The 12,282-nt window shown below is 30.0% G+C and carries 12 protein-coding genes; all 12 read right to left on the reverse strand.

The window, feature by feature from the left end; all coding sequences use genetic code 11:
• Nucleotides 1-79 precede the first annotated feature (79 nt).
• The 12 genes from ARA19_RS10600 to recA all read right to left on the reverse strand — a co-directional run bounded on the left by ARA19_RS10600 (nucleotide 80) and on the right by recA (nucleotide 12,260).
• On the reverse strand, nucleotides 80-979 hold the full coding sequence (locus ARA19_RS10600) for a dihydroorotate dehydrogenase (RefSeq protein WP_055070939.1): 900 nt from the start codon (nucleotides 977-979) through the stop codon (nucleotides 80-82).
• Between the two features lie 12 nt (nucleotides 980-991).
• A complete protein-coding gene (locus ARA19_RS10605) occupies nucleotides 992-1,729 on the reverse strand; it encodes a dihydroorotate dehydrogenase electron transfer subunit (protein ID WP_055070940.1) in 738 nt (245 codons plus the stop codon).
• A gap of 18 nt (nucleotides 1,730-1,747) precedes the next feature.
• The gene (gene pyrF / locus ARA19_RS10610; protein WP_055070941.1) at nucleotides 1,748-2,620 is read right to left on the reverse strand and encodes an orotidine-5'-phosphate decarboxylase; all 873 of its coding nucleotides are present in this window, start codon (nucleotides 2,618-2,620) and stop codon (nucleotides 1,748-1,750) included.
• Between the two features lies 1 nt (nucleotide 2,621).
• Nucleotides 2,622-3,851, reverse strand: a complete 1,230-nt coding sequence (locus tag ARA19_RS10615) for a dihydroorotase (protein WP_055070942.1) — start codon at nucleotides 3,849-3,851, stop codon at nucleotides 2,622-2,624.
• A 15-nt stretch (nucleotides 3,852-3,866) separates the two neighbouring features.
• On the reverse strand, nucleotides 3,867-4,028 hold the full coding sequence (locus tag ARA19_RS17195; protein WP_084764455.1) for a hypothetical protein: 162 nt from the start codon (nucleotides 4,026-4,028) through the stop codon (nucleotides 3,867-3,869).
• 1 nt (nucleotide 4,029) lies between these two features.
• Nucleotides 4,030-4,947, reverse strand: coding sequence for an aspartate carbamoyltransferase (gene pyrB, locus ARA19_RS10620; protein ID WP_055070943.1), 918 nt, complete (start codon nucleotides 4,945-4,947; stop codon nucleotides 4,030-4,032).
• 820 nt (nucleotides 4,948-5,767) lie between these two features.
• Nucleotides 5,768-6,547 carry a serine hydrolase gene (locus ARA19_RS10625; protein WP_055070944.1) on the reverse strand — a complete coding sequence of 260 codons (780 nt, stop codon included), beginning with the start codon at nucleotides 6,545-6,547 and terminating at the stop codon, nucleotides 5,768-5,770.
• A gap of 212 nt (nucleotides 6,548-6,759) precedes the next feature.
• Nucleotides 6,760-7,020 carry an HPr family phosphocarrier protein gene (locus ARA19_RS10630; RefSeq protein ID WP_055070945.1) on the reverse strand — a complete coding sequence of 87 codons (261 nt, stop codon included), beginning with the start codon at nucleotides 7,018-7,020 and terminating at the stop codon, nucleotides 6,760-6,762.
• 104 nt (nucleotides 7,021-7,124) lie between these two features.
• Nucleotides 7,125-8,309: a pyridoxal phosphate-dependent aminotransferase gene (locus ARA19_RS10635; protein ID WP_055070946.1), complete on the reverse strand. Its 1,185-nt coding sequence runs from the start codon at nucleotides 8,307-8,309 to the stop codon at nucleotides 7,125-7,127.
• A gap of 111 nt (nucleotides 8,310-8,420) precedes the next feature.
• A complete protein-coding gene (locus ARA19_RS10640; protein ID WP_055070947.1) occupies nucleotides 8,421-8,681 on the reverse strand; it encodes a stage V sporulation protein S in 261 nt (86 codons plus the stop codon).
• Between the two features lie 198 nt (nucleotides 8,682-8,879).
• Entirely contained in the window at nucleotides 8,880-10,418 is a 1,539-nt protein-coding gene (gene rny / locus ARA19_RS10645; protein ID WP_055070948.1) for a ribonuclease Y, read from the reverse strand.
• 795 nt (nucleotides 10,419-11,213) lie between these two features.
• Nucleotides 11,214-12,260, reverse strand: a complete 1,047-nt coding sequence (recA, locus tag ARA19_RS10650) for a recombinase RecA (RefSeq protein WP_055070949.1) — start codon at nucleotides 12,258-12,260, stop codon at nucleotides 11,214-11,216.
• Between the last annotated feature and the right edge of the window lie 22 nt (nucleotides 12,261-12,282).

Raw genomic sequence — 12,282 nt, forward strand, 5'->3', positions numbered from 1 at the left:
TATCTATATATATTTTTTACTTTATTTATTTTTTTACTATATAAAAATTTAATCCTGTACTTTTACTTTTAACTAATTTTTAATTTATGCACCCTACAATTTCATTAATATTCTTAATTCCTTCTCTTCTGCAGAATTCTTCCATCCCCTCTATAATTTCGATTCCTGCTCTTGGATTAAGAAAATTCACTGTTCCAATTTGAATTGCTGAAGCTCCTACCATCATAAACTCTATAGCATCTTCAGCTGTCATTATTCCTCCAAGTCCTATAACTGGTACATCTACCACCCTTGAAACTTCATGTACCATTCTAAGGGCTATAGGCTTTATTGCTGGCCCTGAAAGTCCCGCAAACTTGTTATTGAATATTATGTCCCTTTTATTTATATCCACTGCCATAGCTTTGAAAGTATTCACAAGTGAAAGGGAATCTGCTCCTCCCTCTACACATTTAACCGCCATATCACATATATTTTCAGCATTTGGAGATAATTTAACCATAAGTTTTTTATTGGTTAATGCTCTAACTTTGCTAACAATATCCTTTGCTACTTCACCTTTTATTCCGAAGGCCATTCCTCCTGCTTTAACATTAGGACAAGATATATTTAATTCTATAATATCTATATCTGTATCATTTAACTTAACTATAGCTTTTTCATAATCTTCTATAGTTCCTCCTCCTAAGTTAGCAATTACATTAGTCCCTAATGACTTCATTCTAGGCAATTCATTTTTTATGAAAGCATCCACCCCTGGATTTTGAAGTCCTACAGAATTCATTATTCCTTCTGCTGTTTCATATATTCTTATACCATCATTACCTGCTTTTTCATTTAATGTTAAGCCTTTAGAACTTATTCCACCTAATACTCCAACATCATAAAAGTTATTATATTCTGCACCAAAACCAAATGTCCCTGATGCCGCAATTACTGGATTTTTAAAATCTACACCGTTTATATTGACCTTTAACATAAAATCTCACTCCTAAAACTCAACATCTAATCCATTAAATACTGGACCATCTTTACAAGTTCTCTTATTTCCTTCTTTAGTTTTACAAGTACATACAAGACATGCTCCTACTCCACAAGCCATGTGTTTTTCCATAGAAACATAAACATTAACATTGTTTTCCTTGCATATTTCTACTACCTTCTTCATCATAACTTCTGGTCCACAACACAGCACTGTATCATAGTTCTTTATATTCTCTAAAAGAGGTTCTGTTATAAATCCTTTATATCCTACCTTACCTGTATTAGTACTTACAATTGCTTTATCCACATAAGCTTCAATTTCATTTACTAAGTAAACTTCATCTCTAAATCCTCCATAGAAATCAATTTTACTTTTCTTTTCCTTATTTAAAGCTTTTGCTAATTCAAGCATTGGGGCTACACCTATGCCACCGCCAACTAGAGCTACTTTTCCGTAATCTTGCTCTAAAGAAAATCCATTTCCTAATGGTCCTATAATTTTTATATTCTCTCCCTCTTTAAGGTTTGAAAATTCATTTGTACCCTTTCCAACTACAGCATAAAGGAATCTTACTACGTCATTGTCCACTTCACAAACACTTATAGGTCTTCCTAAAAAGCTTTTTTCTCCTTTAAGCATATAAAATTGCCCTGGCTTTATTCCTTTTTTATGTTTAAGTTTCATAGAGTAAATTCCCTTTGAAACCTCTATATTTTCAATTATTTTGCTAGTAATATATTCCATAATAAATATTCCCCTTTGCTATTTTAAATTATTTACTGCTAATGCTATTTCATCTCTCATTCTTATAGCTTCTTTTCTAGCACATTTAGCAAAGTTCTCTTCATCCCCTTGCTCCTTATAAGCAAGTAATATTTTTCTTGAAGAATTTACAACTCCTCCATTACCATCATTTAAATACATAGCAACATCTTCAGCTTTTCCGCCCTGTGCTCCATATCCTGGTATTAAGAAAAACATAGAACTTAAATCTTTTCTTATTTTTATAGCTTCTTCTACATGGGTACATCCTATTACTCCACCTATAGGACTATATCCACATTCTCCCTTAATACCTTCTCCCATTTCTCTCAATTTTTCTCCAACTATATCGTAAACTCTTTTTCCTGAAGTTGTTTCAATGTATTCTATATCTTCTGCACCTTTATTAGATGTTCTTACTAATGAGAACACTCCCTTTTTACCACTCTCTAAGTACGGTAAATATGGCTCTATGCTATCCATTCCCATATATGGACTTAAGGTTATAAAATCAGCTTCAAAATCTCCTTCAAAGTGAGCCTTAGCGTACATAGTTGCTGTTGCTGCTATATCTCCTCTTTTTATATCTGCTATACTTATAGCTCCTTTTTCTTTTATATACTTTAAAGTTCTTGAATACGCCTTTAATCCTTCTAATCCTAGAGCTTCATAATAAGCTATTTGTACTTTATAACAAGCTACAACATCTAAAGTTTCATCTATAATTTTCTTATTAAAATTAAATAATCTATCTTCATTGTTAGTAAATTTAGCTTTAAATTCTTCTGGTATATAAGTAAGACTTGTATCAAGACCTAAACATACAACTCCATTTTCTTTTACTTTTTCATATAATTTATCTATTATTACCATTTTAAAACTCCCCTTTATATACTACTTTACCTTGTTTAACTGTTAATACTACATCTCCACTGAGCTCTTTACCTTCAAAGGGAGTATTTTTACTTTTTGATTTCAAGTTTCTTCTGTCTACTATAAAGTGTTTATTTAAGTCTAATAATACTACATCCCCATCATATCCTGGTTGTATCTGCCCTTTATTTAGTCCTAGTATTTCAGCAGGTTTTCCACTCATTAGGCTACTAAGTTTTGATAAACTTATTCCTCTTTCTTTAACTAACTTTGTATAGCAAATTGAGAATGCAAGCTCTATTCCAATCATTCCCGGAGCCCCATTTTTCTTATCTTCATCACTATGTGGTGCGTGATCTGTTCCTATACAATCTACATAACCAAGATTTATAGCTTTTATTAAAAAATCTACATCTTCCTTTTTTCTAATAGGTGGATTAACTCTATAATTACTTATAGTATCATCTAAAAATATATGGTGTGGAGTTACTTCACAAGTAATATTAGCTCCATCATTTTTTCCTTCTATAATGTATTTCATAGCTTCTCTTGTACTAACATGTGCCATATGAAGTCTTGCTCCTGTGTGCTTTGCAAGTTCTATATCTCTCCATGTCATTACATTTTCAGCAAGTCTCATATCAACTTTTGAAAAGTTTTTATCTTCAGCATGAGACATTATAATCCAGTTATTTTTCTTAGCTATTTCCATAGCTTCATATATAACCTTAGAATTATCTACACCTTTTCCATCATCTGTTATAGCTTTTATATAATCTAAACCTTCAAATTCTTTTAAATGGCTTAAGGTTTTTCCATCTAAATTTTCTGTTATAGTAGGACATTGATAAACATCTACTAAGCCTACCTCTTCTCCTTTTTTTCTTATACTATCTATAATTTCTTTACTACTTGCAGTTGGATAAGTGTTCCCCATAAGAGTTACTGTGGTATATCCTCCTCTTACAGCAGCCTTTGAACCTGTTTCTATATCTTCCTTATAAGTAAATCCCGGATCTCTAAAATGTGCATGAGTATCTACAAAAGCTGGCATAAGAACCATTCCTTTACCATCTATTATTTCTACTCCCTTTCCAAAATTATTTCTTATTTTATCTATAGTTCCTAAAGCTCTTCCTATGTCTTTTATCTTTCCGTTTTCTATATAAACATCACCATAAAAATTATGACTTGAATCAATAATTTGAACATTTTTAATTAACAAATCCATACTTAATCCACCCTTTTACTTCACTTTATTTTCTGCACTGCAAAATTCACATAAATATACGTCATTTTTCCCTTCTACGTGCTTAAATATTGGTTTTGCATAACTCTCGTGATTTGTTATACATTTAGGGTTTATACATTTAACTGTTCTTCCTTGAAATTTTCTTTTACTTTCCATATTAAATTACCTCCAACATCTTAGCTATTAATGCCATTCTTACATACATTCCAAATTTTGCTTGCTTAAAGTACTTCGCTCTACTATCCTCATCTACTTCATAGCTTATTTCATTTACTCTTGGTAATGGATGCATCACTATAAGATTTTCATCAGCTAATTTCATCTTTTCTTCATCTAGAATATATATGCCTTTTAATCTTTCATAGGTATTTAAATCTTCAAATCTTTCTCTTTGAATTCGAGTCATGTATAAAATATTAGCTTCTTTTATTCCATCCTCAAGACTTGTTATTTCTTTATATTCTATATTGTTTTTATCTAAGACTTCAGTTTTAATATAACTTGGTAATTTTAATTCTTCTGGAGAGATTAAAATAAATTTATTATTTTCATATCTTGAAAGTGCTTTAATTAAGGAATGCACTGTTCTTCCATATTTTAAGTCTCCACAAAGTGCTATGGTATTTCCACTTAAAGTTCCCTTATATTTTCTTATAGTAACTAAATCTGTTAAAGTTTGAGTTGGATGTTGATGCCCTCCATCTCCAGCATTTATTATTGGAATTTCTGAATATATTGAGGCAAGCTTAGCCGCTCCCTCTAAAGGATGTCTCATTGCTATTATATCTGCATAGCAATTAACTGTTTGAATTGTATCTCTTAAAGATTCACCCTTTGATACTGAACTTGCTCCTGGTTCTGAAAAACCAATAACTTGTCCGCCAAGTCTTAGCATAGCAGCTTCAAAAGATAATCTTGTTCTTGTACTAGGCTCGTAAAATAATGTACCTAGTATTTTACCTTTACATAGATCTGCATAATCCTTTGGATTATCTATTATTTGATTTGTTAAATTAAAAATATCCTCTAACTCTTCTAGAGTTAAATCCTGTGGTTCAATTAAATTTCTGTTCATTATTTCACTCCTTTTTAACCTCACTGTGTTAAATTTAAAGAAGCCTAAGCTATAATTAGATTTATAAAAAAAGTCTTCCTTTTTTATAAGGAAGACTAAAATACTCTAATTAAAATAAGATAAACAAATATTATCTAATATATAACTTCCTTATTGACCTCTCTGGATCAAATTAAAGGTTTCTTAAATTGACTTAATTCTATCATTTCATTTAGAAAGTGTCAATAAAAAAATAAATTTAATCTAATATATTAAACTTCTATTTATTATTCTCTATGATTTTTAGAACTTAAATATACCTCTATACAAGAAATTAATATATATTGAACTAAAGTAAAATTCAGCTTTAAAGCAATAAAAAAAGATTAGAAATGCCAATTTCTAATCCTAAAATTCAAAATTTTATAAAGCTTTAGATTTCAAAGACTTGCTTCTACTTTCCTTAGCTCTGATTATATTATAACACATAGAAATCTTGATTCAATGCACACTTTATGGTAACTAAACTAATAGATTCCTTAGTGCTTTAAATTTAAATAAAGACTTTTTTTAAAACAACAAAGCCTAAAAATAAAAAAAGACTAGAAACGCCAATTTCTAATCCTAAAAGCAAAAAGTTTTATAAAGCTTTAGATTTCAAAGACTTGCTTCTACTTTCCTTAGCTCTGATTATATTATAGCATATAGAAATATAGATTCAACACTCACTTTATGGTAACTGAAGTTATAAATTCCTCTTTAAAAGAAACTTTTTAATATTAACATAAAAAATAGAGAGGATGATCTATAATTTTCATATATCCTCTCTTTAAATCTTTTATTAATGCCAATTATTAGTTATATTATCAAGCATCATTTTCCCCGATTTAGCAAGGGTTACAGTTCCATAAACAGAATTTGGTATATCCTTTGACATAACTGTAAAAGTAAAATACCCCTTATTTAAGCTAATAAGTTCAGTGTCATTTTCTACACCTTGTTTATCACCTGTTTTACTTGAAATATCATATTTTAAATCTTCTGTTATATATAAAGCTAATTTATTTTTTATTTGTTGTCTTCTAAGAATATCTATAAGCATTGTTGAATTATTTTCGTTTAGATAAGTAGCATTATATAAACTTTTCCATATATAGCACAAATCATAAGCTGTTGTTATGTTTTCTATGTCCTCTTTATTAGCTCTTTCATCACAGGTTTTTCTTTTAAGTTCTGTATTTTTAAGTCCAATTTCTTTTATTACTGTATTTATTCTATCCATAGTTAATATATCTATTATTTTATTAGTTGCAGTATTGTCACTTTGAATAAGCATAGCCACTAATAATTCAAATATTGTATATTCTCTCTCATTAAACTCGTGTATAATCCCAGTACCGTAAACTTTATCTTTACCTTCTATTTTAACTTTATCTAAAAAACTTAAATTTCCTAGCTCCTCTTCCTTTATTAAGGCTATAGCAATAGGTAACTTCATACATCCTGCTGCTGTCATTTTAACGTTTTCATTATACCCATAGACATACCCACTAGATAAATCCTCAAAGAAAAAACTATACTTACCAATTCTTGATTCTAAATACTTTTTTATTTCCTTCATATTACCCACCAGCTTTCTTATTCCTATACATAAATTTTATCATATTTTTTGAATTTTTTGAAGTATTTAACTATTATTTTTTATTAACTTATAATGAATAAAAAACTAATTTTTTCCTCATAAATACTATTACTATTTTATTCATTATTTAATTATTTATTCAATAAAATTTAAACAAAATAAAAAAAGCTCACTTAAGTGAGCTTTTTTTATTAGTCTTCTAAGTTAGCTATTAAGTTAGCTATTTCTTCAGCTGCTAAAGCTTCGTCATCACCATTTGCAATAACTGTTACTTGAGCATCTTTCCCAACAGCTAATGATAAAACACCAATTAAGCTTTTGATGTTAGCTTTTTTACCATTGTACTCTAAGCTTACATCTGACTTAAATGATGAAGCTTTCTTTACTAATAAAGTTGCAGGTCTAGCATGTAAACCTGTTGAATTTTTAACTAATACCTCTTTAGTTACCATCCACACACACCTCTTTACTTTCTTTTAAATTCCATTAACAAAATATTATGCTAATCAACTTAATTATAATAATTTTTGAGAACAATTTCAAGTTAATTTAGCTTTTACATCAAATTATTGACAAATTCTTTAATTCTCTTAACACCTTGTTCAATATTTTCTTCACTAGTTGCATAGGATAATCTTATATAGTCATTTAAGCCAAAAGCTACTCCTGGTATAACAACTACGTTTTTATCCTCTAACAGCATTTTAGAAAATTCTAAAGAATCTTTTATATTATATTTTCTTAATATCTCAGATATGTCAATGAAAACGTAAAATGCACCAGTTGGTTCAATATAACTTACATCTTTTATTTCATCTAAAAGTCTAACCATCATTTCTTTTCTTTTTTTAAATGTAGCTACCATTTCTTTCAATTCATCTTGTTGTCCATTAAGAGCCTCCCAAGCTGCATATTGAGCTATAGTATTAACATTAGAAGTAATATGACTTTGTATATTAGTCATAACTTTTATTACCTTCTCTGGTCCTGCTGCGTAACCTATTCTCCATCCAGTCATTGAATAAGATTTTGAAAAACCATTTATAACAATAGTTCTATTAAAAGCATCTTCACTTAAAGAAGCTATGCTTACATGCTTACAATCATCAAGATATATTAACTTTTCATATATTTCATCTGAAATTATAAATAAATCATATTCTTTCGCTATATTAGCAATTTCCTCTAGCTCTTCCTTTGAGTAAACAGATCCTGTTGGATTATTTGGACTATTTATTATAATTGCCTTAGTATTTTTATTTATAACTTTTTTTATATCATTCTTAGTTATTTTAAATCCATTCCCTTTTGCAGTTTCTACAAAAACTGGTACTCCATCAGCTAATTTAACAAGTTCTGGATAACTAATCCAATAAGGTGATGGTATTATTACTTCATCCTCTGGATTTAATATTGCACTAAATACATTAGCTAAACACTGCTTAGCTCCTGTTGAAATAATTATATTTTCCTTTGAATAATTTAACTCATTATCTTCTTTTAACTTTTTAACAATAGCCTCTTTAAGTTCTACTATTCCTGATACCGCTGTATACTTTGTTTTTCCACTTTCCATAGCATCTATGGCAGCCTTTATTATATTTTCAGGTGTATTAAAATCTGGCTCACCTACTCCAAAACTAATAACATCTTCTCCTTGAGCTCTAAGCTCTGCTGCCTTGGCTGTTAAAGCTAATGTCAATGATGATGCTATACTTGAAGTTTTTTTTGAAAGTTCCACAAATATCATCCCCTCTAAGTAAAATATAATAAAAATATATCACTTATTTATAAGAATGTAAACTTAAAGAGAGGCTATATCACTTCTAATAGCCTCCCTTTAAATTTATATCTATCTCGGTTGAATTATTAATTTTATTGCAGTTCTTTCTTCTCCTTCAATTTCAATATCAGTAAAGGCAGGGATACATACTATGTCTTTGCCTGTTGGTGCAACAAATCCCCTAGCTATTGCAATAGCTTTTATCGCTTGATTTATTGCCCCAGCTCCAACAGCTTGGATTTCTACTATATTTTTTTCCTTTATTATAGCAGCTAATGCTCCTGCTACTGAATTGGGATTTGATTTTGTTGAAACTTTTAATACATCCATTTCTAAAACCTCCTACAATATCGTTTTCATCAAATATTATTATGTTTTACTAATATATAAAGAACCTGCTTTTTATTTATAGGCTCTTAAGTATATATTCTACAAAGGTTTACAAAATCCTTTTATTTTTAAAAAATAATAAAAAAAGAGCTGTATAAAACAGCTCCTTATAATCTAACTCTTAATTTAATTGAAATTTTATTTTGCGTAGTCAACTGCACGGGTTTCTCTGATAACATTGATTTTTATTTGTCCTGGATATTCAAGTTGCTCCTCTATATCCTTAACAATATTTCTAACAAGTTCCACAGCTCCCGCATCATCAACTTGATCCGGTTTAACCATAATTCTTATTTCTCTTCCAGCTTGAATAGCAAATGACTTTTCTACTCCTTCATAGGAATTAGCTATTTCTTCTAATTTCTCAAGTCTCTTAATATAAGCTTCAAGAGTTTCTCTTCTAGCTCCTGGTCTTGCTGCTGATATAGCATCTGCTGCTTGAACTAATATAGCTTCAATACTTTGCATTTCCATATCACCGTGGTGAGCTCCAATTGCATTAACAACTAAAGGAGATTCGTTATACTTCTTAGCAAGCTCTGCCCCTATTACTGCATGAGGACCTTCATATTCTTGGTCAACACCTTTACCTATATCATGAAGTAAAGCTGCTCTCTTCGCAATAGTAGGATCTATTCCTAATTCTGAAGCCATAAGTCCAGCTAAGTGAGATACTTCTACAGAATGCTTAAGAACATTTTGTCCGTAACTTGTTCTGTATTTTAATCTTCCTAATAGCTTTATTATTTCTGGATGTAATCCGTGAACTCCAGTTTCAAAGGTTGCTTGTTCACCCTCTTCTTTAATATCGTTTTCTACATCTTTTTTAGCTCTTTCGACCATTTCTTCAATTCTAGCTGGATGTATTCTTCCATCTACAATTAATTTTTCTAATGCCATTCTAGCTACTTCTCTTCTAATAGGATCGAAGCTTGAAAGTATTACTGCCTCTGGAGTATCATCTATTATAAGATCAACTCCTGTTAATGTTTCTAAGGTTCTAATATTTCTACCTTCTCTACCTATTATTCTACCCTTCATTTCATCATTTGGTAATGCAACAACATGAACTGTTGTTTCAGAAACATGATCAGCTGCACATCTTTGTATAGCTGTAGTGATGATTTCTCTAGCTTTTTTATCAGCTTCTTCTTTAGCTTTACTTTCTATGTCTTTAATCATCATAGCTGTTTCATGCTTAATTTCCCTTTTAACTTCCTCTAATAACATTTCTCTAGCTTCATCACTAGATAGATTTGATATTCTTTCTAGTTCTTCTCTTTGTTTTGAATATAAATCATTAACACTTGCTTCTAATTCTTCAACTTCTAAAACTCTTTTATTTAAACTATCATCTTTTTTCTCTAATAGTTCTGCTTTCTTATCTAGAGCTTCTTCTCTTTGAATAACTCTTTTTTCTAGTCTTTGAATCTCATTTCTTCTTTCACGAGATTCTTTTTCTAAATCTGTTCTAAGCTTGTGTGCTTCTTCTTTAGCTTCTAATATCGCTTCTTTTTTTGTAGCTTCTGCTTCTTTTTTAGAATTCTCAACAATATCTCTCGCTTCTTTTTCTAAAGCATCTAATTTTGTTTTTGAACCTTTTTGTATTAAATAATATTCTATAACTCCAGCTACAATTAGTATTACTACCCAGATAACTCCTGCGATAATATTCATAATTAAACACCTCCTTGCATAGGCATATCTATAAAGCAAAATTGGCCTTTATAAAGGTGTCATATTTATTCTTACTGTTATATATTGAATATGATAAACCAGTATTTGTTATCATTGTATAGTATATCGCCTCTTATGTCAAGTTATTCACCCTATTTACATAGTTTTATTATATATTGATTTTACTTATGTTAAACAATTACAAAGCCTAATAAAAAATTCAAAGACACACCCCCTAAATATCTCCTACTACAATTCAATTAATTCAAAATTCTAGCTCAATCAAATCTCCACTTATAAATATATTTCTTTATCTATTAAAGTAGCTATATATTAAATATACATAACCTACTAAAGGCTAAAAATGCTATATCTAATCAGCACCTTAATTTATATTACTTTTATAAATGCATTTTTCATCTGCCGAGATAGCTATATAGGTACAAAATGCTGTGATCATTGAACTAGTACTAGAAGCGCTTTATTTTTGAACGATAGTTTCGTAAGTGACTATCTAAATCTTGATTTAGTTATAGGAACTTACTCAGCGAGCAAGACGAGTCGAGTTTCCTTTTAAAAGAAGCTCAGTGCTAAACACACTGAGTAACTTCCAGTTACCAAATCATAGATTTGGACTGTCAGTCAAACAAAGTGAGTTTGGAAATTTTAGAAACTGTTGTAGAAAAAATATTAGAGCTTCTTTACGTAGGTGAGTGGTCACAAATGGTGAACCTATATAGCTAGAAAAAAGACAGAGAGGATGCATCTGTAATTTGATACATCCTCTTTAACTATTTATTTAGAGCTTTCTTCTGCTTCTTCTACATCTTTTTCTAATGTATTTAATGGCATATCATATTTAGCTCTTATTTTATTTTCTATTTCTAAAGATACTTCTTTATTTTCTTTTAAATATTGCTTAGCATTTTCTCTACCTTGACCAAGTCTTATATCTCCATATGAGAACCAAGCTCCACTCTTTTGAACTATTTCTTCTTTAACACCAACATCTATTATGTTACCTTCTCTTGAAATACCTTCATTATACATTATATCAAATTCAGCTTGTTTAAATGGAGGTGCTACTTTATTCTTAATAACTTTTATTCTTGTTCTATTACCAACAACATTTTCACCTTGTTTTATTGAGTCTATTCTTCTTACATCCATTCTTACTGATGAATAGAATTTAAGCGCTCTTCCACCAGGAGTTGTTTCTGGATTCCCAAACATAACACCAACTTTTTCTCTTAATTGGTTTATGAATATAGCAACACAGTTAGATTTATTTATTGTACCTGATAATTTTCTTAAGGCTTGTGACATTAATCTAGCTTGTAAACCAACGTGAGAGTCACCCATTTCACCCTCTATTTCAGCTCTTGGAACTAATGCCGCAACAGAATCTACTACAATAACATCTATTGCTCCTGAACGAATTAAAGCTTCTGCTATTTCTAAAGCTTGTTCACCTGTGTCTGGTTGTGATATTACTAAACTATCAACATCTACTCCTAATCTTCTTGCATAAGCTGGATCTAAAGCATGTTCTGCATCTATGTAAGCTGCAGCTCCACCCTTCTTTTGAGCTTCTGCTACTATATGTAATGCTATTGTTGTTTTACCTGAACTTTCTGGTCCATATATTTCTGTTATTCTACCTTTAGGAACACCACCGATTCCTAATACTCTATCTAAATCTAAGCATCCTGTAGAAATAGCTTCTACATTCATAGCTCCGTGATCTCCTAATTTCATTACGGCCCCTTTTCCAAATTGCTTTTCAATTTGTCCCATAGCCATCTCAATTGCTTTTAATTTATCTTCATTTATTTTTGCCATAAAAACCTCCTAATAGAACATT

The organism is Clostridium massiliamazoniense, assembly GCF_001403635.1.
GTDB lineage: Bacteria > Bacillota > Clostridia > Clostridiales > Clostridiaceae > Sarcina > Sarcina massiliamazoniense.

Bases quoted from the DNA above. Each gene is read 5' to 3' on its own strand.
- ARA19_RS10600 (WP_055070939.1), bottom strand. From the start codon at position 979: ATGTTAAAGGTCAATATAAACGGTGTAGATTTTAAAAATCCAGTAATT.
- ARA19_RS10605 (WP_055070940.1), bottom strand. From the start codon at position 1,729: ATGGAATATATTACTAGCAAAATAATTGAAAATATAGAGGTTTCAAAG.
- pyrF (WP_055070941.1), bottom strand. From the start codon at position 2,620: ATGGTAATAATAGATAAATTATATGAAAAAGTAAAAGAAAATGGAGTT.
- ARA19_RS10615 (WP_055070942.1), bottom strand. From the start codon at position 3,851: ATGGATTTGTTAATTAAAAATGTTCAAATTATTGATTCAAGTCATAAT.
- ARA19_RS17195 (WP_084764455.1), bottom strand. From the start codon at position 4,028: ATGGAAAGTAAAAGAAAATTTCAAGGAAGAACAGTTAAATGTATAAAC.
- pyrB (WP_055070943.1), bottom strand. From the start codon at position 4,947: ATGAACAGAAATTTAATTGAACCACAGGATTTAACTCTAGAAGAGTTA.
- ARA19_RS10625 (WP_055070944.1), bottom strand. From the start codon at position 6,547: ATGAAGGAAATAAAAAAGTATTTAGAATCAAGAATTGGTAAGTATAGT.
- ARA19_RS10630 (WP_055070945.1), bottom strand. From the start codon at position 7,020: ATGGTAACTAAAGAGGTATTAGTTAAAAATTCAACAGGTTTACATGCT.
- ARA19_RS10640 (WP_055070947.1), bottom strand. From the start codon at position 8,681: ATGGATGTATTAAAAGTTTCAACAAAATCAAATCCCAATTCAGTAGCA.
- rny (WP_055070948.1), bottom strand. From the start codon at position 10,418: ATGAATATTATCGCAGGAGTTATCTGGGTAGTAATACTAATTGTAGCT.
- recA (WP_055070949.1), bottom strand. From the start codon at position 12,260: ATGGCAAAAATAAATGAAGATAAATTAAAAGCAATTGAGATGGCTATG.